Origin of the sequence: Bacteroides graminisolvens DSM 19988 = JCM 15093 (assembly GCF_000428125.1) — a bacterium.
Taxonomy (GTDB): domain Bacteria; phylum Bacteroidota; class Bacteroidia; order Bacteroidales; family Bacteroidaceae; genus Bacteroides; species Bacteroides graminisolvens.
Window position 1 is genome coordinate 617073 of record NZ_ATZI01000001.1, and the last position, 26550, is coordinate 643622.

Annotated in this window: 20 protein-coding genes and 1 tRNA gene; 14 read left to right on the forward strand and 7 right to left on the reverse strand. The window is 41.9% G+C overall.

The features are described 5' to 3' along the window. The first annotated feature begins 47 nt into the window (after positions 1-47). On the forward strand, positions 48-3017 hold the full coding sequence (locus C511_RS0102485) for a glycoside hydrolase family 3 N-terminal domain-containing protein (RefSeq protein WP_244877220.1): 2970 nt from the start codon (positions 48-50) through the stop codon (positions 3015-3017). A gap of 81 nt (positions 3018-3098) precedes the next feature. Here the strand turns inward: C511_RS0102485 and C511_RS0102490 are convergent, their stop codons facing one another. Next, complete coding sequence (locus tag C511_RS0102490) at positions 3099-3455, reverse strand: winged helix DNA-binding protein (RefSeq protein ID WP_024995255.1); 357 nt, start codon at positions 3453-3455, stop codon at positions 3099-3101. A gap of 12 nt (positions 3456-3467) precedes the next feature. Then, the gene (locus C511_RS0102495; protein WP_024995254.1) at positions 3468-5903 is read right to left on the reverse strand and encodes an FAD-dependent oxidoreductase; all 2436 of its coding nucleotides are present in this window, start codon (positions 5901-5903) and stop codon (positions 3468-3470) included. Positions 5904-6580: 677 nt separating this feature from the next. Between C511_RS0102495 and C511_RS0102500 the strand changes: the two genes are divergently transcribed. From C511_RS0102500 to C511_RS0102525, 6 genes are all read left to right on the forward strand, one after another. Then, a complete protein-coding gene (locus C511_RS0102500) occupies positions 6581-7147 on the forward strand; it encodes a hypothetical protein (protein ID WP_024995253.1) in 567 nt (188 codons plus the stop codon). A 133-nt stretch (positions 7148-7280) separates the two neighbouring features. Further along, the gene (locus C511_RS0102505) at positions 7281-9686 is read left to right on the forward strand and encodes a TlpA family protein disulfide reductase (protein ID WP_027317732.1); all 2406 of its coding nucleotides are present in this window, start codon (positions 7281-7283) and stop codon (positions 9684-9686) included. Positions 9687-9799: 113 nt separating this feature from the next. Continuing rightward, positions 9800-10648: an ABC transporter ATP-binding protein gene (locus tag C511_RS0102510; protein WP_024995250.1), complete on the forward strand. Its 849-nt coding sequence runs from the start codon at positions 9800-9802 to the stop codon at positions 10646-10648. Continuing rightward, complete coding sequence (locus C511_RS0102515; protein WP_024995249.1) at positions 10648-11472, forward strand: hypothetical protein; 825 nt, start codon at positions 10648-10650, stop codon at positions 11470-11472. Before C511_RS0102510 ends, C511_RS0102515 begins: the two co-directional genes overlap by 1 nt. 2 nt (positions 11473-11474) lie before the next feature. Beyond that, positions 11475-11858, forward strand: a complete 384-nt coding sequence (locus tag C511_RS0102520; RefSeq protein WP_024995248.1) for a GntR family transcriptional regulator — start codon at positions 11475-11477, stop codon at positions 11856-11858. Beyond that, positions 11855-12652, forward strand: coding sequence for a hypothetical protein (locus C511_RS0102525; protein ID WP_024995247.1), 798 nt, complete (start codon positions 11855-11857; stop codon positions 12650-12652). The genes C511_RS0102520 and C511_RS0102525 overlap by 4 nt, the downstream gene beginning before the upstream one ends. A 59-nt stretch (positions 12653-12711) precedes the next feature. Here the strand turns inward: C511_RS0102525 and C511_RS0102530 are convergent. Next, positions 12712-12785, reverse strand: a tRNA-Met gene (locus C511_RS0102530). Positions 12786-13012: 227 nt separating this feature from the next. On the opposite strand from C511_RS0102530, the gene C511_RS0102535 reads away from it, so the two are divergent. The 4 genes from C511_RS0102535 to C511_RS0102550 all read left to right on the forward strand — a co-directional run bounded on the left by C511_RS0102535 (position 13013) and on the right by C511_RS0102550 (position 17865). Continuing rightward, entirely contained in the window at positions 13013-13399 is a 387-nt protein-coding gene (locus C511_RS0102535) for an START-like domain-containing protein (protein ID WP_024995246.1), read from the forward strand. Between the two features lie 67 nt (positions 13400-13466). Continuing rightward, positions 13467-15365 carry an LptF/LptG family permease gene (locus tag C511_RS0102540; protein ID WP_024995245.1) on the forward strand — a complete coding sequence of 633 codons (1899 nt, stop codon included), beginning with the start codon at positions 13467-13469 and terminating at the stop codon, positions 15363-15365. A 6-nt stretch (positions 15366-15371) separates the two neighbouring features. Then, positions 15372-16586: a bifunctional 3,4-dihydroxy-2-butanone-4-phosphate synthase/GTP cyclohydrolase II gene (locus C511_RS0102545; protein ID WP_024995244.1), complete on the forward strand. Its 1215-nt coding sequence runs from the start codon at positions 15372-15374 to the stop codon at positions 16584-16586. Positions 16587-16668: 82 nt separating this feature from the next. Further along, the gene (locus C511_RS0102550; protein WP_024995243.1) at positions 16669-17865 is read left to right on the forward strand and encodes a pyridoxal phosphate-dependent aminotransferase; all 1197 of its coding nucleotides are present in this window, start codon (positions 16669-16671) and stop codon (positions 17863-17865) included. A 93-nt stretch (positions 17866-17958) separates the two neighbouring features. Here C511_RS0102550 and C511_RS0102555 read toward each other — a convergent pair whose 3' ends face one another. Continuing rightward, entirely contained in the window at positions 17959-19377 is a 1419-nt protein-coding gene (locus tag C511_RS0102555) for an ATP-dependent DNA helicase (protein WP_024995242.1), read from the reverse strand. 96 nt (positions 19378-19473) lie between these two features. On the opposite strand from C511_RS0102555, the gene C511_RS0102560 reads away from it, so the two are divergent. Genes C511_RS0102560 through rsmD form a run of 3 tightly spaced genes read left to right on the forward strand, consistent with a single transcriptional unit; the run spans position 19474 to position 21520 of the window. Next, positions 19474-20160 (forward strand): hypothetical protein, encoded by a 687-nt coding sequence (locus tag C511_RS0102560; protein WP_027317733.1) that lies wholly within the window; start codon positions 19474-19476, stop codon positions 20158-20160. 14 nt (positions 20161-20174) lie between these two features. Then, entirely contained in the window at positions 20175-20969 is a 795-nt protein-coding gene (locus C511_RS0102565; RefSeq protein WP_027317734.1) for a DUF3822 family protein, read from the forward strand. After that, positions 20957-21520, forward strand: coding sequence for a 16S rRNA (guanine(966)-N(2))-methyltransferase RsmD (gene rsmD, locus C511_RS0102570; RefSeq protein ID WP_024995241.1), 564 nt, complete (start codon positions 20957-20959; stop codon positions 21518-21520). Before C511_RS0102565 ends, rsmD begins: the two co-directional genes overlap by 13 nt. On the opposite strand, the gene cls is transcribed toward rsmD, so the two are convergent. From cls to C511_RS0102585, 3 genes are all read right to left on the reverse strand, one after another. Next, positions 21488-22927, reverse strand: a complete 1440-nt coding sequence (gene cls, locus C511_RS0102575) for a cardiolipin synthase (RefSeq protein ID WP_024995240.1) — start codon at positions 22925-22927, stop codon at positions 21488-21490. The genes rsmD and cls overlap by 33 nt on opposite strands. Positions 22928-23092: 165 nt before the next feature. Continuing rightward, on the reverse strand, positions 23093-25927 hold the full coding sequence (locus C511_RS0102580) for a TonB-dependent receptor (RefSeq protein ID WP_027317735.1): 2835 nt from the start codon (positions 25925-25927) through the stop codon (positions 23093-23095). Between the two features lie 71 nt (positions 25928-25998). Beyond that, positions 25999-26403, reverse strand: a complete 405-nt coding sequence (locus C511_RS0102585; protein ID WP_024995239.1) for a hypothetical protein — start codon at positions 26401-26403, stop codon at positions 25999-26001. Positions 26404-26550: the final 147 nt, after the last annotated feature.

Consider the following 26550-nt stretch of genomic DNA (forward strand, 5'->3'; position numbering starts at 1 on the left):
TGAGCGTGATGAAGAAACAACTGGTTTACCTGCTTACAGGTTGGTTGATGTGTGGCATGGGGTTACAAGCAAGGGCTCAGGTAGAACCTCTTTTTACCTATAAAATTAGTCGTGATGAGGCTTGCAACCGCTGGGTGGAGTCACAAATGAAACAAATGAACCTGAGAGAGAAAATAGGTCAGCTGTTTATCTATACCATTGCGCCCGATCGTAGTAAACGCAACTTGGCTTTACTGAAGAATGTAGTACATACCCACAAAGTGGGAGGATTGCTTTTCTCGGGCGGAAAACTCGATAATCAGGCTTTATTAACGAATCAGGCACAAAAAATGGCTGATGTTCCGCTGATGATCACCTTTGATGGAGAGTGGGGGTTATCCATGCGTTTGCGCGGCACGCCTGTTTTTCCGAAAAACATGGTACTAGGTTGTATTCAAGATGATCGTTTGATTTATGAATACGGACAGGAGATGGCACGCCAATGTAGGGAACTGGGTGTGCAGGTTAACTTTGCTCCGGTTGCCGATGTCAATATCAATCCCCAAAATCCGGTTATCAATGTGCGTTCCTTCGGTGAGAATCCGTTGTTGGTAGCCGATAAAGTCATTGCTTATGCCTCCGGATTGGAAAGCGGACGGGTGCTTTCTGTTGCTAAGCACTTTCCCGGTCACGGTGATACGGATGTTGACTCGCACAAAGCATTGCCGGTACTTCCATTTACGCGCGAACGATTAGACAGCGTAGAGCTTTATCCTTTTAGAAAATTGATTCATGCCGGCTTGGGCGGTGTCATGGTAGGTCATCTGCAAGTACCCGTCTTTGAGCCGGTCGGTAAACTGCCTTCTTCGCTTTCCCGCAACGTAGTTTACACACTTCTCACCGAGAAAATGGCTTTCAAAGGACTCATTTTTACTGATGCTTTAGCCATGAAAGGTGTTTCGTCTGCTCAGAAAGTCTGTTTGCAAGCGTTGAAAGCCGGCAATGATGTGGTATTGGCACCGCGTGATGTGAAGAAAGAAATTGATTATGTTGTCGAAGCGGTTAAAAAGGGTGAGTTCAGTGAGGAGGAAATTGACGAACGTTGTCGCAAAGTACTTCTTTTTAAATATGCTATGGGGCTGAACCGTAAACCGGTTGTTCGTCTTTCGGGACTTGAAAGACGTATTAATACGCCGCATACGCGTGATTTGATACGCCGGCTCAACCTAGCAGCTGTTACGGTTTTAAATAATGAAAAAGGTGTTCTTCCCATTCACCCTGATGTGAAAAAAGTAGCCGTGCTGACTGTTGGTAAGGCCAAAGAGCTGGAAGCTTTTACGAATGAATTAAAAAAGTACGTAGAGGTTCATACTTTTGAGCTGGGAAAACAAATGCCCGATTCCTTGCAGCAGAAGTTACGCGATTCACTTTCTGCCTATCGTCGTATCATTGTTCCGGTTAACGAAATCCGTTTGGCGCCCTATCAGTCATTCTTTGCTAAATTCACCCCTCAGGTTCCGGTGGTTTACGCTTTCTTTACTCCGGCCAAACTGATGTTGCAAATACATCGGGCTATCTCCAATGCCTCTTCCGTTGTGTTGGGGCATACAGATAGTGATGAGGTGCAAGAACAGATCGCTGCTTTATTGTTTGGCAAGGCAGCGGCCAACGGACGACTCTCTGCCGGGATAGGCGGATTGTTCCGTGCAGGCGCAGGATTGACGGTTACAACATCCACCCCTTATCACTTTGTGCCCGAAGAGTATGGCATGCGTTCCGAAGTTCTTCAAAGCATAGACACCATTGCTATGCGGGGCATTCACGCCGGAGCCTATCCGGGTTGTGAGATTGTGGTTCTTAAAAATGGCAGAACCATGTATAATAAGAGTTTCGGCACCTTTACCTATGAAGATGAAAAGGCTGTAAGTACCAATGATATATATGACCTTGCCTCCTTGTCGAAGACAACCGGAACTTTATTGGCGGTGATGAAATTATATGATAACGGACGTTTTAATCTCTCTGATCCGATAGGTGATTATCTGCCTTTCCTTAAAGGAACGAATAAAGCTAAAATCACTATCCGCGAGTTGCTGTTGCATCAATCGGGACTGCCGTCGGGCTTGGTGTTTTATCAGGATGCCATTGATAAGAAGAGCTACAAAGGGAGCCTCTTTAAAGGATCAAAAGATGCGCTGCATACGGTGCAGATAGGACCGAAGACTTTTGCACAACCCGGTTTCCGGTTCAAAGAAGGATTAACCTCAGCGGTTGGCGGAGGTGACTATACCCTTCATGTGGCCGACAGTTTGTGGTTGCATAAATCGTTCCGCGATGTGATGCTTAAGAAAATTGCCGATGCGCCACTGAAAGGAAAGAAATACGTGTACAGTTGTCTGAACTTTATTTTGTTGCAACAGCTTGTTGAACAGTTAGCAGGCGTGCCGATGGATGAGTTCCTGACGCACGAATTTTATCGCCCCATGAATTTGTCTCGCACAGCCTATTTGCCACTTCGGTATTTCCGAAAGGAAAACATCGTTCCTTCATCCGTTGATCGTTTCCTGAGAAAAGAAACGTTGCAAGGATTTGTGCACGACGAATCGGCTGCTTTCTTAGGTGGTATTTCGGGTAATGCCGGACTCTTTTCTACCGCCTATGAAGTATCGCAAGTATACCAGATGCTGCTTAACGGAGGCGAATACGAAGGGCAGCGTTACTTGAGCAAAGAAACCTGTCAGCTATTTACCACCGAGACATCCAAGATCAGTCGTCGCGGACTCGGTTTTGATAAACCCGATGCGGAAGATGTGGGCAGCAGTCCATGTGCCCCGTCGGCACCTGCTTCCGTTTACGGTCATACCGGCTTTACGGGCACGTGTGCGTGGACTGATCCCGACAACGGATTGGTGTATGTATTCCTTAGCAACCGCACCTATCCCGATGCGTGGGTCAATAAACTCTCCAATCTAGAGATTCGCGAGCATATACAAGAAACGCTTTACAGGGCATTGATGCAACCGGCTCCCGTTGAATAGTGTCCTTATATATAAGAGTAATTCCCGCGCTTGCAATGGCAAACCGGGAATTACTTTTATAACATTCAACCGCAGATGAGTTTATGAAACGAATAAAGGCTTGAGCAATTCGGGAATAACCACCTTGTCGCACTGTAACTCCTCTAAACGCTTGCCGCCTGCTGCAGTGAGTGAGAAAAACATCTGTCTTTTATCAACCTCACCCAATGCCCGTTCAATCAGACCTTTTTCTTCTACAGTGCGGATAACTTTCGATGTATGTGATGTTTTCATCTGGGTACGTTCCGCTATTTCTGTTGAACTTAAAGGTTTCCCTGCATCGTGAAGGGTGCAAAGAACCATTGCCTCATTGAGCGAAATGCCATATACGCCTTCAAACTCCTCCTCGAAAGTGGAGATGGCTTTGTATATGTCTCGCATGGTGCATATTGATTTCATCTTTCTCTTGTTTTAAATGAATAAATTAATGTTGGCATTATCGGCACGTTCCATGTAAGTCGCAACGCCACCTACCGTCACCTCGTCGAGCAATTCCTCGCGTTTAACTCCCATCACGTCCATAGACATTTGGCAGGCGATGAACTCCACTCCGTTTTCCAATGCCTGATCGCGAAGAGATTCCAGCGAGTCAATGCCTTTGCGATGCATAATGTAACGCATCATTCGGCCGCCTATGCCACCCATACTCATCTTTGAAAGCTTCAAACTCATGGAACTTCCCGGTAGCATCATGCCGAACATTTTGCCAAATATATCTTTCTCAACCTGAGGTTTATGAAGCTTTTTAATCACGTTCAAGCCCCAGAAAGTGAAGAATATGGTCACTTTTTGTCCGGTAGCCGCAGCGCCGTTTGCTAATACAAAGGTAGCTAAAGCTTTGTCAAGATCATCACTGAACATGATAAAAGTTTTCCCTTTGCTGTCTTGCGAGCTAACCAGCTTGCACGCTTTGGCTTCTTCCTTTTGAATGACTGTGACCGATTTGCCACCGCTTGACTCCTGAGAAACCAGTCGGTTGCCCGTTGAGTTACACCAAGCTGCGGCATCGCGTAAAAAGCCCGGATCAGTGGCAATAATCTCCACTTGTTCGCCCGGAGTCAGCTTGTCGACCACCTTCTTCATCTTTAAAATAGGACCGGGACACTGCAATCCGCACGCATCGACCTGCACCACTTTAAAGGCGGCTCTTGCCGAACCGTCATCATTCACCTCTTTTATTGTTTGCTTCTGCAACGTGACCGGTGAAGTGGCTGCGAGATATGTTTTGTATCCGCCCGACACATTGCGAATGTTAGTGAAACCGTGTTGTGCCAGAATGCGATACGCCAAATATCCGCGTAGACCCACGGCACAAAAAATGTACACCGTTTTATCTGTCGGTACTTCACTGAGGTGTTCACGAAGCTCATCGAGCGGAATGTTCACCGCCCCCGGAATGGAACCGAGCGAATACTCATCGACTGTTCTGACGTCGAGCAAGAAAGAAGTATTTGGATCTGCGTTCTGCACATCACGCCAATAAGCCGGTTTCACTTTGTCTTTTAATATATTCTCAGCCACATAGCCGGCCAGCGCCACGGGGTCTTTTGCCGAAGAGAAAGGTGGTGCATACGCCTGTTCTACTTCCGTCAAATCATAAACAGTGCCATTCTTCTTGATCACGAGCGCCATTTCGTCAATGCGTTTGTCGACTCCGTCATATCCCACAATCTGTGCGCCATACAATCGGCCCGTTTGCGGATCGAAGGTGATCTTAATGCTCATGGGCAAGGCGTTGGGGTAGTACCCCGCGTGAGAAGACGGATGCGTGGTGGATGAGAGAAAAACAATGCCCTCTTGCTTTAGTTTCTTTGCCGGCAAGCCGGTTGAAGCCACCGTCATGTCAAACACTTTGGCTATGGATGTTCCGATAGAACCTTCGTAAACCTTTTGGTTACCATACAACAAGTTTTCGGCCACGATGCGCCCTTGTCGGTTAGCCGGTCCGGCCAGGTAGTTGAGCCAAGGCTTTCCGGTTATGGGGTGGGGGAACTCAATTACATCACCGATGGCATATATATGCTCGTCGGATGTTTGCAGGAACTCGTTTACATAGATACCTCCGGCTTTACCGATGGTGAGTCCGGCAGCCTGCGCCAAAGACGTTTCCGGCCGAACACCAATGGAAAGAATCACCACATCGGCCTCAATAACTTGTCCGTCGGCAAAAACGACCTCGATGCCTTTGGCTGTTTTGCGAAACGATGCTACAGCTTTTTCGAGGTAAAGATTTACTTTTTTCTCCATCAAGTGCTGGTGCACCAATGCCGCCATTGAAAAATCAATAGGCGCCATTACCTGATTGGCCATTTCGACGATAGAAACCGATGCACCCAAAGCATGCAAGTTCTCGGCCATTTCCAAACCGATAAACCCGGCGCCCACAACAACGGCGCGTTTCACTTCGTGCGAATCAATGAAAGCTTTGATCTTATCGGTATCGTTTACGTTGCGCAAAGTGAAAATACCTTCCGAGTCGATACCTTGTAAGGGTGGACGCACAGGGGCAGCACCGGTAGAAATGACCAGTCGGTCATACGTTTCGTTGTACTGGCTGCCATCTTTTCTTTTGATGATCACCTGCTTTTGCTCTTTGTCGATAGCCACTACTTCGTTTTCCGTTCTTACATCCACCATGAAGCGCTTTGAAAACGCCTCGGGAGTTTGCACGAAAAGTTTTTCGCGCTCTTTAATTGTGTTCCCAATATAATAAGGTAACCCACAGTTCGCATAAGAAATGTACTTACCCCTTTCCAGCAAAACAATTTCTGCTGTTTCGTCTACTCTGCGGATGCGTGCTGCCGTGGTTGCTCCACCGGCTACGCCTCCAATAATTACAATCTTCATTCTACTCCTTTATTTTAAGATATAAATAGTTTCTAATGGAAATAACAAATGTAGGAAAGAAATGTTTTATATACTAGTCTATCTCCTCTCGTTAACTACTATTTAACTATAAATGGTGCGATACCTTAGCTGTTCATTACCTGATGCTAAGTCATTTCTTAAGGGGAAATAGTTCGTCACCAATATGGGTGCCATTCGTCCCCGCATGCTGTGCCTCATGTCCCCGCATGCAGTGCCATTCGTCACAGGTAGCGGGGACGAACTGTTTATAAAGAAGAAATTACTTAGTTTGTTTATTGAAACGTGTTAGTCTGTGTGGGTTGTTGACATACAACAACCGTTGCTCTGATGGAATACGAATATGCATCGCATGAATGGAAACGTGTGGTGTTACGGCATTTTGATGAGTTTTTGACAGAAAGATGTAACATGATAACATATTTTTGAAACAAATAAAAATGGCTTTTACTGATATTAATACCTAGATTTACGGAAAAATAATTTGAATATAATGGGAAATACACGTTCGTCGGTAATCTGTTTGTTATTTGCATTTCTAGAAAAGTGCTATACTCTATTTAGTGATCCTCTACAGAATTATAGAAACATTGTTTTACTAATGTAAATTTGAAATCTCAATAAGACCCTTTCATGCGTTTCACTATAAATATTTAAATATGAAAAAATATATATCTACAATAGCAGCAGCTTTCTTACTATTATTTAGTGCTTGCGATAAAGACACTGAAACCGAAAATTATTCGGCTTTCTTCGGTTCGTATAACAATGGAAATCATTTACAGCTTATCTTAAAAGATAAAGATGGTAATAATTTATTGGATTCTTCTACGCCTAATTTTGTAGAAGAGAGCAATATTTCCATAGAATATGAACATCCTTCTTTTAGAAACTATATTTCAAAACCGAGGGATGCATTCTCTGTTGAAGAGGCTCAGGGTGAAACTGCTTTATCACTTTTATTGGAGCTTCCAAATAATGCAGTAAACATACCTACCGATGAAATTGTTGAGTGCGTTACTCATACTTATCTCAATTTGGGAAAGAAGGATCGGAATGTGCTGAAAGCGCATTATCAGATTTACATACATAAGAATGATGTGCAGAAAGGTGATGTCTTGTATGGAAATGCTTCTTGCCTACTCATGAAGATATTCTTTAATGATAAGTTGATTTGGGAAAAGTCAGATACTGATGAACGTTTCCCTGTAGTTATTATTAAATAGATATTGCATTAATTTTATAAAACTATATTATGACACAAAAATCAGTCTTTAAAAACGTGTATTGGCTTCTGTTATTAGTTGCTTGTATGAATGCCTAACATGTTCGTATTATATACCAAACTCCTAATGTTCCATGAAAAACCTTATTTTATTTATTTGTATTGTCTTTACTTCAATTGGAGTAAAATCTCAGGAAAAAGTGGTAGAGAATCCTTCGTTTAGCGTTGCTTCTCATAACAATGTGATTATTGAAAAAGTTGAAATCACTCCACAGTCAACAAAACTTCACATGATGATGATGCACAGTCCCCGACACTGGATGCGTATCAGTTCAGAAACTTACATTCGGGTTGGCGACAGCAAATTCATTGTGCTCTCATCCGAAGGCATTGAACTGGATAAAGAAGTTTTTTCTGATCAAACGAATAAAACCTATTTCGTTTTGACGTTTCCTTCAATAGACCCCAAGACTGAACGCCTTGATTTTATAGAGAGTGACTGTGAAGACTGCTTTAAAATATGGGGCGTTGAATTACAGTCTAAGAACCTCACCGATCGTCAGGATGTGCCGGCGCATATCCGCAAACAGGCAAAGGTGAAAGACGACGGAAAATCGCTGGAGATTCCGGCATTTAAATCGGGCAAGGCACTGCTGAAAGGGAAGTTTTTGGCTTTCAGAACAGACATGAATAGAGGTATAGATGTGTATGTCAATAACCCGGTAATAGGAACTCAGGAAGAATATAATACCAAAATAAAGGATGATGGGACTTTTGAATTAGAGATTCCGTTGGTTACTACTTTTCAATCTGTTCTGTTTAGGACTCAGTTCTTTAACGATTACATGTTGTTGTCTCCCGGTAAGGAAACATCGATCTATGTTGATATGCAGCAAATGAGTAGTCAGAAAACCGTTAATAGCGCCATAAAACGTCCGGACGAACAGTTTATCTTCTTCGAGGGAGCGAATGCGGAAATTAACAATCAAATGCTCCTTCCTGAAGTTACTAAATGCATGGAAGGCGTTTTTACTCAGAATAAGCTAACTAATGAAGTGGCAGGCATGACAGCTTTACAATACAAGGCTTATATATTAGGTGAACTAGACAAAGGAATCAGTTCTTTGGCTTCATTGGGACTATCGCAAAAGGTACAGCAGTTTGCTGGTATTAGGTTGCGGGGAATGGCGTGCTATTATCTTCTGTCTGCAGATTACTATCTTGAAAATGCATATCGTACAGCGAACAAATTGAATTGGGATGCACCGTTAACCGGTTATAAGGCGCCTATTATTAATAAAGAGTATTATTCTTTAGTCAAAGAGATGGGGGTGAATAACGCTTTATCGCTTTATGATAATATGTATTATAACAACATTAATTCTTGCAAATACGCCGTGCACCATAGCAAGCCGGTGACTTTGAGTGATCCTCCTGCAGAAGCGTATCAAAAGCTGATTGATTCGGGACAGCTCACTGCCGAGGAACTTGTTATCGCTCAGTTTCTGAAAAAAAATTGCATGGAGAACTGGAGCAAAGAATTGGTTGCTTCTCGCAAATTGTACGAAGCCAATGTTGTACAGTTGTTGATTGATTCTTTGTCTCTAACAAAGGAAGATAGTGTGGCTGCCCAAAAAGCAATGGGTTTATGTCTTTCTCCTGAGTCTAAAATCAAAGATGTCATTGAAGAACGAGTGAATTTTCAGGCAGCATTTGCTATCTCCAAAAGATATACCAATGATTACCTAGATAAATTAGTCTCACAAGTGATATTCAATCAGGGGCTTGCTCAGAACGATACGTTGCCTCAATCTGCAGTTGCCAACCTGCAACCCTTCTATAATAAATACAAAGATCAGCTGGAACTTTTCAAGATGATGCAAGCGCTAAATGAAAGAATCAAACTTTTTGTGGCCGATTTAGTTGGTAGCTCGGAGGGTATATTGTTTGACTTGATGACGGCCCAATCGTTTGCCGGTAAATTTCAAGAGTTTACTCCACTTACCGAAGAAGAATTGAATTTTGTGTCCGAACTAAAAGATCCTTTTTTCTACACTTATTTATCGGATAAAAGCAAAGAAATAGTTGCTATCAACGAGAAGAACAAGCTTAAAGGTGGGTATACCATTCACGAAGTTCCTCAAACAAAAGGCGAACAACTACTTGCCGACATCATGAAACCGTTTGAAGGAAAGGTTGTGATGATTGATTTCTGGGCTACCTGGTGTTCTCCTTGCCGTTCGGCTATCAAATCATTTGAAGAAGCCAAGAAAGGATTAAAAGAAAAGGGAGTGGTCTTTGTTTACCTTACCGATGAGTCTTCTCCAATCAACGCATGGCAAAACATGATTTCTAATATTCCCGGCGAACATTACCGGTTAACACCTTCTCAATTTGATGAGTTAAAAAAGAAATTCAATTATCGGGGAGTGCCTTCTTACCTAATTATTAATAAGAAAGGAGAACAAGTGTATTCCAAGACAGGTTTCGAAGGATCAAGTGTTATAACAAACATTCTGAAGAATGAATTAAATAAATAAATTATTTTTTTTCTTTCATAGTTGTTTCTTTAAGAAAGATACATATATTTGCAGTGTACTAGTACAATAATACACTTTGTTTTATATGTTGAATCTATTTATTTGCTCAAACTATGATTGAAATTGATAATTTGTCGTTCGCTTACAAGCGCTCGAAGCCGGCAGTTATCCAGAACTTTTCTTTGAATCTGGAAAGGGGAAAAGTTTATGGACTGCTTGGCAAAAACGGCGTGGGGAAATCTACGTTGCTTTACTTGATGACGGGATTACTCACGCCTCGCAGCGGACGTGTGCTGTTTGAAGAAACAGATGTTAGAAAACGTTTGCCTGTTACCATGCAGGACATCTTCCTGGTGCCCGAAGAGTTTGAATTGCCTCCTGTTTCCTTAGTCAGCTTTATCGAGTTGAATAGTCCTTTCTATCCCAAATTCAGCAAGGAAGATATGATGAGGTATCTGCATTATTTTGAGATGGATATGGACCTCAATCTGAAAACGCTTTCCATGGGACAGAAGAAGAAAGTGTTCATGAGCTTTGCTTTGGCTTCAAACACTTCAGTGTTGCTGATGGATGAACCTACTAACGGGCTCGATATACCCGGAAAGAGCCAGTTCCGTAAATTTATTGCTTCGGAAATGAGCGAGGATAAGATCATTATCATATCGACTCATCAGGTAAGAGATGTTGATCGTATTTTAGATCATGTTTTGATAATGGACAACAGTAGGGTGTTGCTCAACGAGTCCACTGTGAACATACAGAAGTGTTTGCTATTTAAAGAAACTGATGATGCAAGTCTGCTGGCAAATGCTATTTATTCTTTGCCCAGTGTACAGGGGCACAGCTTGATGCTGCGCAATTTGAAAGACGAAGAGTCGGATATCAACCTGGAACTTTTGTTTAACGCTACTTTGTCACAGCCCAAGCTGTTGATTGAGTTGTTTCTAAAAAACGATAAATGATGAGCAAGAATACTTTTTTCGATTTACATCGGTTTATCAATCTTTGCCGCAAAGAGATGGTAGAAGGTTGGAAAGTGAATTTACTTCGCATGTTGTTAATGTATGGAGCGCTTACCGTGTTCTTTATCTTTATGGGATTTATCGATTATGAAAGAGCAACAACATTGATGAAGGATCCGGTTGTGGAAGGGTCATTGAGAGTCTTTCTGGTGGCAGGCTGTATCTATGGCTGCATCAGCGCATCTTTGATAATGGAGCGAATGAAGACCAAAGCAGGACGTTTTTCGTTTTTAATGCTTCCGGCTACTTCTTTTGAAAAGTACGTTGCCCGCTGGTTGGTGTTCACTGTGGTGTTTGTAGTGGCTTATCTGGTTGCTTTTGAATTGGCTGATTACACGCGGGTAGTTGTTTGTTCGCTATCTTTTCCCGATGTTAAAGGCATAACTCCTACTAGTTTGAGACTTCTTTTCTTATGGAATGACGGAAATGAAATCGTTTATCAGTCGGCATCGGACGTGCTGATCTCTGTTTGTTCGTACTTGTTCTTGCAGTCGTTTTTCGTTTTGGGAAGTACTGTTTGGCCTAAGAACGCGTTTCTAAAAACATTTGCCACCGGACTGGGATTGTTTTTTACGTTCCTATTTATAAGTACCTTATTAGTTAAAGCATTGATGCAAGGAAGTACAAATGTAAATTGGAATTTCAACTTACTTGATGCCGAGAATGCCTACGTGGCTTCGTGTATCTTCTTTGTTTTAGCCTTGTTCAATTGGATCTTGGCTTATTTTCGTTTCAAGGAATCAGAAATCATTAACCGTATGTAATTATGGATTTTAAGAATTACAAGGCAATTTATTTGCAAATAGCAGACAGAATCTGCGATGAAATTCTTCTGGGTACGTATGGCGAAGAAGAACGAATTCCTTCTGTCAGAGAGTACGCCTCGGTAGTGGAGGTAAATGCTAACACAGCGATGCGGGCATTTGATTATTTGCAGTCGCTACAAGTCATATATAATAAACGTGGTATCGGGTATTTTGTGGCTGTTGGTGCCAAAGGGGCTATCTTAAAGCTTAGAAAAGAGATGTTTCTTAAAGATGAATTGGAGTATTTCTTCAAACAGCTTTGCAGCATGAATGTTTCTGTCGTTGAGCTGTCGGCCATGTACAACGAATATATTACTAATAATCATAAACAAGACATACAATGAAACGTACTACCTATATTATTATCGCCATGTTGACGCTGACTCTCTTCGCATTGTTATCGAGCATTTTTTTCGTTGTGCAACGGAGCAAAACAAAGAAATACGCGGTAGAATTGTCTGCTGAATACAAAGAGCTGTCCGTAGCCGGGGTTCGTGCTCTTGCTTTAATGCAGGCCAACACTCCTCATAGAGTTTATGCTTTTGGCACTTTGCAGGTGGTGGCACCGGATGCTCAACATAAACCCAATACGCTTTACTATCCTAAAGATTTGGAAGGCTACATAAAACATACAATCAGGAAGGATACACTATTTGTTGAGGTTGATTTTACGAAAGGAAAGGCTCAGGCAGAGAGTAATACCAGAGACATTTTCGTCGATAAGGTGACGATGATCTTGGTTGCCGATTCTGCATTGAAAGATGTGTTGAGCTATGTGGGTGGCTTGTCAATACACGCTAAGGGAATTGTTCAGAAGGATATTTGTTTTAGCGGAAAAGATGTAATTTTGGTTGACTCTTGTCGTTTCGAAAAAGCTTCGTTTACCGGAAAGGATGCCTGTTATACGAATGTGAAGATTATAAAGAGTCAAATTGAAGATGCGTATTTGAATTTAGACTTTGTTGAGCAATGGGCGACGGAGCACTCAACCATGAATACGATTCATTGTTCGGGCAGAAACAAAGGTGGTCGCGTCTCGGCTGATAGCTTGCGTGTGGTGCATTGGGAGCCTACCGACGAAGAGGCTGAATTGAATCTTGTTCTCAAAAAGAAAGCAACTGTGCACATTGAATACTGATGGACATAAAAAAAAGCACCCGAGAGTGGAAGCCTCCCAAATGCTTATTCTTTAAGAAGTAGCGCGACCCAGGATTGAACTGGGGACCTCATGATTATGAATCATGCGCTCTAACCGGCTGAGCTATCGCGCCATCATTTCTTGATTGCGGGTGCAAAGATAGAGCTTTTTCTGAAAACTCCAAAATTATGGTCGGCAAAATTAAACTTTTTGTAGTGATCCTACCTCAGATACCTCGAAAAGTAGTTTTGTCGACTAAACTTTGATCTCAAAATGAAGTACATAGATAAAGAGAGTTAAAAGCATAGCGCATTTAAAAAAAAGTGTTTATCTTGGCGCACGCAATTTAATACGATAGCTATGAAAAAGGAGAAAATACATTTAGAGTATCTTCTGAATGCAACTTCCAGGAATATAATTTGGTCGGCAATCAGTACGCCTAGCGGACTGGAAGGATGGTTTGCCGATAGAGTAGTTTCAAACGACAAAACAGTATCTTTTTATTGGGGAAAAGAAGAAAAAAGAGAAGCCGAAATAATTGCAATAAGAGCTTTTTCGTATATCCGTTTCCGATGGAAAGATGACAATGATGATCGTGATTATTTTGAATTAAAGATGACAAATAATGAACTAACTAATGATTATGTTTTAGAGATTACTGACTTTGCTTATCACGATGAGGTTGACGACTTCAAAGAATTGTGGGATTCTCAGATAGAGACGCTCAGAAGGACGTGCGGATTCTAATGCCTAAAAATTTTTTGCTGTGCTTTTTTTGTGCTAATTTTGTGTCTTAATTATATTACATATTGAGATGCTACGCATAAAAAGATTAGATATTTTTGTTATTAGGAGCTTCCTAATGCTTTTCCTAGGCACTTTCTTTATCTGCCTTTTCATCTTTATGATGCAGTTTCTGTGGAAGTATGTAGACGAACTGGTGGGTAAAGGTCTGGAAATGGAAGTGTTGGTGCAATTCTTCTTCTATTCGGCAGTAAGCTTAGTTCCGGCATCCTTACCTCTCGCTGTTTTATTGGCTTCGCTCATAACTTTCGGCAATTTTGGTGAACGCTATGAATTGCTTGCCATGAAGGCTGCAGGCATTTCACTGCTCAAAATCATGCGACCGCTCATCGTTTTTATCGCTTTTGTATGCGGAATTTCCTTCTATTTTCAAAATGTAATAGGTCCCAAAGCTGAGGTCAAGCTATGGACCTTACTTATTTCAATGAAACAAAAATCACCAGAATTGGATATTCCGGAAGGTGTTTTTTATGATGCCATTGATGGGTATAATCTTTACGTTAAAAAGAAGAACAGAGAAACCGGTGTACTCTATAATGTGATGATTTATAATTTTTCCGATGGATTTGAGAATGCACATATTATTGTAGCCGATTCCGGAAAGTTGGAAATGACAGCGGATAAGAAACATCTTTTCCTTCATCTGTATCACGGTGAAATGTTCGAGAATCTAAAGGCGCAAAGCATGAGCGCGGAAAATGTTCCGTACAGAAGAGAAACTTTCCGAGAAAAACATACTATTATTGAGTTTAACTCTGACTTCAGTATGGTGGATGCCAGTATCATGAGTAACCAGTCACGTAGTAAAGATATGAAGAAGTTACAGGCATCTGTCGACTCCATGACTGCCATTAGCGATAGTGTGGGGCGATCTTATTACCGGGAAGTGAATAATATAGGAACTTATCGGTTAACTCCATCATTAACCAAACAAGATACGGTAAAAATGCAGGCTGAGAATCCCCGAGGCTACAACGTTGATAGTCTTTTTCAGTCCTCCACATTGATGCAAAAACAACGAATCATCTCTTCGGCATCTAGTACGGTAGGGAATTTGGCCAATGACTGGAATTTTAAAAGCTTTAATATTAAGCAGAATGATCAGGATATAAGGAAGCATCAAACGGAATGGCATAACAAAATTACGTTGTCGCTCGCTTGTCTTATCTTCTTTTTTATAGGTGCTCCTCTGGGAGGTATTATTCGAAAAGGTGGATTGGGAATGCCGGTTATCGCTTCAGTTCTTATCTTTATTATTTATTACATCATTAACAATACGGGCTATAAAATGGCGCGTGACGGCAACTGGGTTGTGTGGATGGGTATGTGGACCAGTACAGCCGTGTTGGCTCCGTTAGGCGCGTTTCTTACTTATAAATCAAATAATGATTCTGTGGTGCTCAATGCCGATGCTTATGTTGATTGGTTTAAAAAAGTGGCTGGAATAAGGAGCGTTCGCCACATGTTCCGTAAAGAAGTTATCATTGTTGATCCCGATTATGAAAGGATTGTGGGCGATTTGGAGAAATTATCTGCCGACTGTCAGGCTTATGCTCAAAAGAAAAAGCTGACGAAAGCACCCAACTATTTTACGCTATGGATGGTGAATAAGAATGATCATGAAATTGAGCAATTAAATGATCGGATGGAGGCGCTGGTTGATGAGTTATCTAATACACGCTCTATCGTTTTACTTAATCAGCTGAATAATTATCCCCTTATTCCGGTGCATGCACACGTGCGCCCGTTTGACATTTATTGGCTGAACATACTCGCCGGTTTATTTGTTCCTGTAGGGCTATTCTTCTATTTCAGGATATGGGCTTTCAGAATTCGTCTGCAGAAGGATATTGATAAGATTATTAAAACAAGTGAAGAAATTACTACCATTATAAAGAATAATAAATAATAAGGTATGGAAGATATTAAACTGAATACGATTGAAGAGGCAATTGCCGACTTCAAAGAGGGTAAGTTTGTGATTGTGGTCGACGATGAAGATCGTGAAAACGAAGGCGACTTTATCATAGCTGCTGAGAAAATTACTCCCGAAAAGGTGAACTTCATGCTTACACACGGTAGGGGCGTACTTTGTGCACCTATTACCGAAGAACGTTGTGAAGAGTTAGACTTAAATATGCAGGTTTCCGCTAATACATCAATTTACGAAACTCCCTTTACCGTCACGGTTGACTTGTTGGAAGGATGTACTACGGGAGTGTCTATGCATGACCGTGCAGCAACTATTCGCGCGTTAGCAGATCCCCATACGAAGCCAACCGATTTAGGACGTCCCGGACATGTAAATCCTTTGCGTGCGCGCTCCAGAGGTGTACTTCGTCGTGCCGGTCACACAGAGGCAACTGTCGACTTAGCCAAACTTGCAGGACTGTATCCGGCCGGTGCGTTGATTGAAATAATCAATGAAGACGGCACCATGGCGCGTTTGCCTCAATTGGTGGAAATCGCAAAAAAATTCGATCTCAAGATCATTTCTATTAAAGATCTTATTGCGTATCGTGCTCAAATGGAATCGATTGTTGATAAGGGTGTGGAAGTTGACATGCCTACCCATCACGGACATTTTCGCCTCATTCCTTTCCGTCAGAAGTCAAACGGACTGGAACATGTGGCTTTAATCAAAGGTACGTGGGAGAAAGATGAACCAGTTTTGGTACGGGTACATTCTTCTTGTATGACGGGCGATATTTTTGGTTCTTGCCGTTGCGAATGTGGCGAGCAGTTGCAAAAAGCCATGGAAATGATTGAAGCAGCCGGTAAAGGGGTTATCGTTTACATGAATCAAGAGGGAAGAGGTATTGGTTTGATGGCTAAAATTGCTGCATACAAATTGCAAGAAGAGGGTTATGACACGGTTGATGCCAATATCCACTTAGGATTTGATGCTGATGAACGCGATTATGGTGTGGGTGCTCAGATTCTTCGTGAGGTAGGGGTGACTAAAATGAAACTGATGTCGAACAATCCTGTTAAAAGAATAGGTCTCGAAGCTTACGGCTTACAAATTACAGAAAATGTACCCATTGAGGTTACGCCTAATCAATATAACGTACGTTATTTGAAAACCAAGAAAGATAGAATGGGTCATACGCTACATTTTAATAAGTAAACTGTCTTTTTGTTTTCATATATCAAATATTATCGTTTATTTTGCAACGATATTTACTCAACAACAATAAAAGAGATACGAAATGAATCAATTATCAGACCGTTTGAACAGTTTGTCTCCCTCAGAGACACTTGCGATGTCGCAAAAAAGTAATGAGCTGAAGGCTCAGGGCATTGATGTTATTAACATGAGTGTTGGAGAACCCGACTTTAATACTCCTGATCACATTAAAGAAGCTGCGAAGAAGGCCGTTGATGATAATTTTTCTCGTTACTCACCAGTACCGGGATATCCTGCTCTTCGTGATGCTATTGTAGCCAAACTTAAAAAAGAAAATGGTCTGGATTATACGCCGGCTCAGATTCTTTGCTCGAATGGTGCAAAACAATCTGTGTGTAATGTCTTGATGGCACTTATTGGTCCGGGTGATGAAGTGATTATCCCTGCTCCTTATTGGGTGAGCTATCCCGAGATGGTAAAGCTGGCCGAAGGCACTAACGTAATTGTTTCTGCAGGAATAGAACAAGATTTTAAAATCACTCCTGCTCAACTTGAGGCAGCTATTACACCTAGGACAAAAGCATTGATTCTTTGTTCGCCTTCTAATCCTACCGGTTCTGTGTACAGTAAAGAGGAACTAGCCGGTTTGGCTGCAGTGTTGGCCAAATATCCGCAAGTAGTGATTATTGCTGATGAAATTTATGAACATATTAATTACATTGGTCAACATGAAAGTATTGCTCAATTTCCGGAAGTGCGTGATAGAGTGGTAATTGTAAACGGCGTCTCTAAGGCTTATGCCATGACGGGTTGGAGAATTGGTTTCATTGCTGGTCCACAATGGATTGTTTCTGCTTGCAATAAGTTACAGGGACAGTATACTTCGGGACCTTGTTCGGTTTCTCAAAAGGCAGCAGAAGCTGCTTATGTAGGTGATCAACAGCCGGTGGAAGACATGCGTCAGGCTTTTGAACGTAGAAGGGACTTGATTGTTAAGTTGGCTAAAGAGATTCCCGGATTTGAAGTGAATGTACCCCAAGGTGCTTTCTATCTTTTCCCAAAATGTGATTCTTATTTTGGAAAGTCTACTGCAGAAGGCCGAAAGGTGACCGATTCAGGCGAGTTAGCTATGTATCTGCTCGAGGTGGGTCATGTGGCTTGTGTAGGCGGAGCGGCATTTGGTGCACCCGATTGCATTCGTATGAGTTATGCTACCTCAGATGAAAACATCGTTGAGGCGATGCGTAGAATAAAAGAAGCTTTAAGCAAGCTGGCTTAAGATTAATATATTAGCACACATAAAAAAGGTTGCACAACTCTGTGCAGCCTTTTTTATGTTATAAAAGGCAAAACCGTTGTTTTATTGTTACGGCTATTCAGTCTGTTCCTTTGGGTAATTTACCAGATACAACGTATGAGTAGCTCGTGTGAAAGCCGTATAAAGCCATTTGAAATATTCGGGCGTTAATTGCTCCTCATTCACATAGCCCTGATCTAGGAACACATTTTTCCATTGCCCACCTTGTGCTTTATGACAAGTAACCGCATACGCATATTTCACTTGCAAAGCATTGTAATGAGGATCCTGCTTCATTTTTTTCATCCTTTCACGCTTCATGCTAATCTCCGCATAATCTTCCAAAACTGCATAGAACAATCTATCATTGTCGGCCTTTGGCAAAGCAGGTGCGTCGGCATGTAGTGTGTCAAGCAAGACACTGGCTTCCATTTCAAAATCATCGCGGTCGGGTAAAGACAGAACCACATCGGCAAAGCGGAAACCATATAGTTCACGCGTTCGTCGAACCCTTCGAACACAAACAATTTCCCCATTTGCTATAAAATCCATTTCTTTATACTTCTCCGTCCAGAAATAATTATTGCGGGCTACCATTAAATAATCGCCGGAGTTGAGTTCATCCTCTCTATATAATATGGTATTCCTAATTCCTTTATTATAAATATTAGCCCTCTTGTTCGAACGGCAAATAACGATAGTCTCACCCATACCGTCGTTGCTATAGCATGCTGTTATCTTGTCAATCAGCTCATCCCCGGGAACAGCCTGTATGTCTGCAAAACCCGTTACTCTGATTTTAGGTAAAGACAAAGGACCTTCGTCGGTAATATACTGACGGAGTCGGGTGGCATTAAATAATATTCCCGAGTTCATCTCCTGTCTGACCACTTGAGTCAAATCAGCCTCATCAACCTCCAGACCGTACCCTTTCAGTACGTCGGAAATAAGGGCAGGAGCCTCATTCTCACCTATTGGAGGCAACTGTGCGGTGTCTCCCATTAACAATAAGCTGCATTGCACGCCTGAATAAACAAATTGAATCAAGTCATCGAGTAAACGCCCCGTGCCGAACATTGAGCCCGAGAGCCCTTCATTGGCTATCATAGAAGACTCATCGACAATGAACAACGTTTGTGTATTCAAATTATCGTTGACGACAAAGTTCGATACTTCATTTGAGAAAGATTGCTGACGATATATTTTTTTATGTATGGTATAGGCCGGATGTCCGGCATACCCAGAAAATACCTTTGCGGCTCTCCCGGTAGGAGCCAGCAAAACTACTTTTTGCTGCAAGGCAGTCATCGCTTTTACCAAAGCTCCTATCAGTGATGTTTTACCTGTACCGGCAAACCCTCTGAGCACAAAAACGGTGTCCTTTTTACCCGATAATAAAAAAACGGATAATAATTCAACTGTTTTATTCTGCTCAAAAGTCAGTTCATAAGGGAAATTTTCCTTAATTTGTCTTTCTAAATAGTTATTTATCATTTCGTTATAAGAAAAAAGTCTCCTTAACTATGGCTAATTAGATTTATTTATTTTATTTTTGCGCTACGAATATAAACTAAAAAAAACATATTTATCATGAAAGCTGTAATTAATATCTTATTAGGCCTTTGCGTTTGCGCATTAGTATATATTTGCTATGCCAGCATCATGGGTCCTATTGAATTTGAGCAAGAACAAAAGTTTAGAGAAAAAAAGGTTATTGCGCGCCTTATGGATATCCGTAAAGCACAACAGGAGTATCGTATGCGCAATGAAGGCAAGTATACTGCCAGCTTTGACACTTTGATTGAGTTTGTTAAAACACAGAAAATTCCTTTTATCATGAAAGAAGGAGTTTTGAATGACAAGCAATTGGAAGATGGGTTAAACGAAAGAAAAGCTATGGCTATTGTTAACAAAGCCAGAAAAACCGGAAACTGGGCGGAAGCTAAGGCTGCTGGTCTGGAAAACTTCAAACGCGACACCATGTGGGTTGCTATCATGGATACCATCTTCCCAAAAGGTTTCGATGCTGATTCATTGAGATATGTACCTTTCGGTAATGGCGCTCAGTTTGAAATGGCCACAAAGAACAGTACCACAAAATCTGGAGCTCCTATCTACTTGTTAGAAGTAAAAACTCCGTATGATGTATATTTGAATGGCCTTGACCAGCAAGAAATTGCTAACATGAAAGACCTTCAAATTAAGTTGAATAAATATCCGGGTTTAATGGTCGGTTCACTTGAAACGCCAAATAACAACGCAGGAAACTGGGAATAAATAATCGTATTATCATGCCCGAAGGTGCAATTGAAAATATAGATTTCACTAATACAGAACAGTACACACTATCCATCCGTCTTAGTACGGATGGATTTTCTTTTTCTGTATATAATCCGCTTCAGGAAGGAGAATCTTTCTTATCAGAATGGTCTATTGAAACATCGCTTTCACTAACAGCCAATTTGAAAAGAGTCTTTCAGGAGTCGGAATTGCTGAAGCATGCCTATAAACGGGTCAACCTAATTATAACAAGTAAAAGATTCACGACCGTTCCGCTCGAACTTTTCGAAGACGAACAGGCTGAAGCCTTTTTCTATCATAACCACACTCCCAAAGAAAACGAAGTGGTTCTTTATAACGTACTGAAGAAAAATAATATTGTAATCATCTTCGGTATGGATAAAAGCGCACACCTGTTTCTGACAGAGCAGTTCCCCGAGGGTAAATTCTATTCGCAGACCTCTCCGATGACAGAATATTTTTCTGCCAAGAGTAAGTTGGGTAACAGCAAAAAGATGTATGCAACCGTTCGTCAGCAGAGTGTGGATATCTATTGCTTTGAACGAGGACAGCTCTTGCTTGCTAATTCTTTCGATTACAAGCTGTCCGAAGACCTTATTTATTATTTGTTGCACATTTGGCAACAGCTTAATTTCAGTCAGGAAAGAGACGAACTCCATCTGACCGGAACTATCAGAGATAAAGAACGTTTTGCGCTTGAGCTCAGACGTTTCTTAACCCATGTCTTTATTATTCCCCAAAGTACATTCACAGACATTCAAACACTCATATCATGCGAGTTATAAGCGGCATTTACAAAAGAAGAAGATTTGACGTTCCACATACATTCAAAGCAAGGCCTACGACTGATTTTGCAAAAGAAAACCTGTTTAACGTATTAAGTAATTATATTGATTTCGAGGATGGTGTAACCGCACTCGATCTTTTTGCAGGTACCGGAAGTATCAGTCTGGAGCTTGTATCCAGAGGATGTGACAAAGTCATCTCGATCGAAAAAGAAAGTGCGCATTATAGCTTTATCTGTAAGGTGATGCAGGAAGTCAAAACAGACAGATGCATACCTATCCGGGGAGACGTATTTAAGTTTGTGAGCAAAAGCAAAGAACAATTCGACTTTATCTTTGCCGATCCTCCTTATGACTTGCGTGAATTGGAAACCTTGCCGGATCTTATCTTTCAGAATAACCTCTTAAAGGAAGACGGCCTGTTTGTTTTAGAGCATGGAAAGACCAGCCATTTTGAAGACCATCCACATTTCATTGAAAAGAGAGTTTACGGAAGTGTGAATTTTTCCTTTTTCTCTTCAGAGCAACGGAGCGAGAAGTCGGACGACTGATTCGGCAGCCCGCTGTTTTAGTGGACGTTTGATCCAGTTTTTCAGAAACACCTGACTGCATTTGCGCTGGTCATTGAGGAAAACCTCCTTCATGGCCAATGCCGTTTGTGTGTCGTACACAAAAGCATTCACTTCAAAGTTGTGCTCAAAACTACGAAAATCGACATTGGTAGATCCTACCGTTGCAAGATAATCATCGGCAACCATTAATTTGGAATGTAGGAACCCTCTTCTGTAAAAATAAACCTTGACTCCCGCGCTCATCACATCTTTCAAATAAGAGAATGACCCCAGATGCGTAATTCGGTTATCGGCTTGAGCAGGTAACATTAAACGTACATCCACGCCCGACAATGCCGCTGTTTGCAAGGCAGCCAAAATGGGTTCTGTAGGCAAAAAATACGGAGTCTGTATATAAAAGTATTTCTGAGCTTGCGATATAGCCATCACAAGCCCTTGCATAATTTCTTTCCAGGGACCGATGGGGTCACTGGTTACAATCTGTGCCATGGAGTCTCCACAAGACTCGATACGTGGGAAATAACGTGAAGAAGTGATTAAGGTACTGTCTACAAAATACCAGTCGAGCAGAAAAGCTGTTTGCAAACCATGCACGGCCTTACCTTCTATCATGATGTGCGTATCACGCCATTCTCCCCAAGCAAATCCCCTCAGATACCTTTCAGCAAGATTCATTCCACCCACAAAACCTATTCGGCCGTCAATCACCACTATCTTTCTGTGATTCCTATAGTTTACTTTGCTTGTAAACAGAGGGAAACGAACTTTAAGAAAGGCCCGAACCTCAATGCCTGCATTCTTCATCTCTTCGAAAAAGCTACCCGGTACATGCCAGCACCCCACATCATCATATACCACTCTCACCTCAACTCCCTCGCGTGCTTTATCAATGAGCACATCGCGAATTAAGCGGCCTACCGCATCATCTTCAATGATGTAATATTCCATGTGTATGTGGTGCTTAGCCCGATAGAGCTGCTGTATCAATGCCTGCAACTTAGCATAGCCTTCGGTAAATATCTCCATTCGATTGCCTTCAAAGGGAAGCGCCTGATTAGTCTCTTTGAAAAGCTCAATGAGTCGAGCATACATTTGCGGATATGAAGAATTCTCTTGCGCCAGGTATTCGGCAATAGGCTTCTTCATTAAACGGTTATAAGTTTTTTTACTGATGATGCGTTCTCGGCGAGTGCTTCTGCCAAAGAAGAAATAAAAGACAAGTCCCACAAGAGGCAAGAACATCAGAATCAGTATCCAGGCCATTGTTTTCACAGGATTTCTATTATCCAGAATCACCACAGTGATGGTTCCGATAATTGCTCCGAAGTAGATCAGTTTAAAGATCACTCCGGCTATTTCTCCGGCAAATAAATTCAAGTCGGCCATGATGGAATACGTATGATTTATGTTCTTCAAACAAATATACAAAAAACAATACGAATAAAACAATAAGCAGTCATGATAAAAAAAGTTCCAACACAGTTTGCCCGTGTTGGAACTTAATAAACGCCCGTAGGCATTTATCTATTGAATTAACTGGTTTGTTCGTTTTTAAAACGGACGACCTCCTCCGAAGCCACCACGACCGCCGCGTCCGCCCGGGCGAGGTCCGTCAAATCCTCCTCTGGAGTTTCCTTTGCCAAACGCATTCAGTCGGTACACAAAATGCACCATAAAATAACTGTTTATAGCATTGTATTCAGTATCCTGTCTCATGCTGGCAGAGATGCTTCTTGATAAATTGCTCTGCTCTTTCAGGATGTCATAAATCTGCAAACTGATGGTAGCCTGTTTCTTTTTGAGGAAGTTTTTGGCAATTTGTGCATTCCAAATCAGTTCGTTTCTGTCGAGTCCTTCACTATATCCTCGTTTCATGCTATAAGAAGCATCTGTAGATACAGTTACATCCCATGGCAGTGTTACATTGCTGCTGGCTCCAAACGAATAATCAAACGTTTCCTTGTCGCTTTGAGGCTGCAATGTACTCTTGGACACATTGTAACGGATACCTCCATTCAAACCAAACTCAAACCAATCGTTTCGGAATGTACCATTGAGTCTTTCCGATAAGTTCAGGCTACGTGTTGTGTTCTTCTGCGAATCAGTTTGTCCCGACAAACTTGTAAATCCAACCATATTATTATACGATCCGTCTGAGAAAGTAGAGACGGTGAACTTTTTGTTTTTCAGCGGCGTGTTAAAAACAAAACCTCCGCTGGCCGACCAGTTGCCGTTAATATTTTTAGGCTGCGTAATGCGTGCGCCTGTTTCTTCATCATAAGTCACCGTGTTGCTTACACTGTTTATGGTATTCGAGAATGTCAGTCGAGCCATCATACTCTGTTGCTTCTCAGGCAAGAAAGTATTATAAAACAACATGAAACTATTGGTGTACGAAGGCTTCAGTGAAGGATTACCCTTGCTGATATTCAACGGATCTGACGTGTCGGTTATAGGTAACAAATCAGTCATACTGGGTTGCGAAGTACGTCCCCGGTAATTGATTCGTAACATACTCTGTTTGTTGAAACGGTAACGATAGTCAAAAGTAGGAGAGAAATTCACCACGTTGCGTGTGGTATCTACTTTGATGGTTCCTTGCTCATAACTGGTTGTCGATTGCTGCGGTTGAACGCTGAACCCAATGTTGTATTGATACTTCTCCCTGATCGTTCTTAACGACACGTTGAACTCGTGCGTATTGTACTTATTTTCATAAAACTTACTTAGCGAGTCCAGCCTATTATTCATGTAATCGTCCGGGTTCATGTAGTCATACGTGTCCTTATCCGTCTTCTGGTACCTATGCTGATAGCTATAGCTGAACTGCAAAAAACGGTTTGTGAAGACCGGCTCACTATACGTTGTTTGAATCCGGTAATTGTAGCCGCTACCTACATTTTCAATATACTGATTGGTGAGTGAAGTGGAATCTTTTTTAAAATAGCGTACCTTCGATTCAGCATACTGGTCGGAGTCGTCATCGTTGTATCCGTAAGTAAGCCTTAAGGTAATATTTCTCCCTTTGCTATTCAGCTTGCGGTTAATCTGCAAATTGCCATCGGTAGAGAATCCTTTGCTCAGATTTGATGTTTTGCGCATGTTGTAGTTAACCAGATTCACATCGTCTAAGTCATCCTGAAATAGATTATCAGACAGCATATACTGAGCCAGATTATCGGCGTCGGAAGTGAGAGAAAGAGAGTTCGAAAAATTGTCGCCGGAAGAGTACGACATCGACGGGCGGAAAATGATATTCGTCATGCTATCCGGTTTCCATTCCAAACGAAAATCAGCGTTGACCGTTTCCGATTTATTAATTTGCGACCTCAGGCTTTTGGAAAAAGAAGAAGTGTTTTGTAAGAAGCTCTCCGACAAACTCTTTGTCTGAATGTCTTTGTCCGAATAACTATAAGTCACATCGCCACCAAGTTCTAGTTTACTCGATTCTGTCGCAAAGTTAAGACCCGTAGTCTTGAGTGCATTCACCCCGTTGTTTGATCCTCCGCCCATGCGGAAGCCACCGCCGCCGGGAAATCCCTGGTCGTTGATGTTGTTGGCATTGGCCACGACGCTAAACTGGTCACCGTCGGCAAAACGGTTCAACATAGCCTTGCCGATGTACCTTTCTTCGCTACCATAGCCCAGGTCCATGTTACCGAACCAACCCTGATTCATGCCTTTTTTGACCGACAAGTCGAGAACCGTTTCCTCCTCACCATCTTCAATACCAGTGATACGTGCCAAGTCGGACTTCTTATCATACGATTTCACCTTCTCAATCATTTCAACGGGCAGATTCTTCATGGCCACTTTCGTGTCCTGCGAAAAGAACTCCTTGCCGTTCACCATGATCTTTTTAATTGTCTTGCCGTTGATGGTGATAGAACCATCGTCGGCTATCTGTGCGCCGGGCAATTTCTTAACCAACTCCTCCAACATGGCCCCTTGCGGCACCCTGTAAGCAGACGAATTATAAACTAACGTGTCTTCCGCTACTGTTACCTGAGGAGCTTCGGCTGTGACTACAGCCTCTTTTAATAATATAGCATCGGTTTTCAACGCCACCGTACCCACGTTTTTGCTTGTGTTGGCCGAAGATAACTGTACGGGAACGTTTCGGGTTTTGAACCCGATGTAAGAAACGGACAATACATATTTGCCCGCGCTCACCTTAGGAAGCGTAAAAGCACCCTTTGCCAGCGTAGCCGCACCGGCAACGTACGTACTGTCGGGTAAAGAGAGCAATCTTACAGTAGCCTGCAAGATCGGTTCCTTTGTTTCGGCCTCTACGACAATTCCCGATACTGTAATGTTTTTGTTTTGCGCATAGACGGATAACAAGCCAACAAAAAGCATGGTCATCCCAATCAGAATTTTTTTCATTAGTGTTGCATTGAGTGATAACAATGCCTTTTTGACAAGCTACAGCCCAAAAGGTTTAATCAAAATGCAACTTATCTTTTGAAAAATCGATCAACAGCCGCTTTTTTAAGACCAAACTCCAAACAAATCACATGAATAATTAAAAACGAAAGAAAAGAAGACGTATCGACCGTAACCAAATCGCCTTTAGAAACACGATACAACATGGTTCCGAAGATAACCGCTATGGTGATAAAAACAGCGTTGCGCATAGCTTTTATCCGTATGGCTTCTGTCTCTTCCGATTCATTTTTGGTCAGCGCCATTAAAATCATCAATGCACCCACCATCATCAGCAGTTTGATGCATTCTTTGTAAAACAACAAATTACTATCCGTAATAGCGCCCTGCATCACCATCATAAAGGGTAAAAACAACGACACAAGTAAAATTACGTAGCCCAACGGACGACAAAATAAAGGCAACATGGCTTTCATAATACAAATCACATTATATAGTTTCGTACAAAGATACCAATTTTGCCTAAACACATGGTGAAACCACCCGTTAAGTGCCCCTTGATTTCACTTTTTTAAGTTCTGCGCTTTCAGTTGTGTGCGGAAGTCCTATCTTTGCATCGTAAA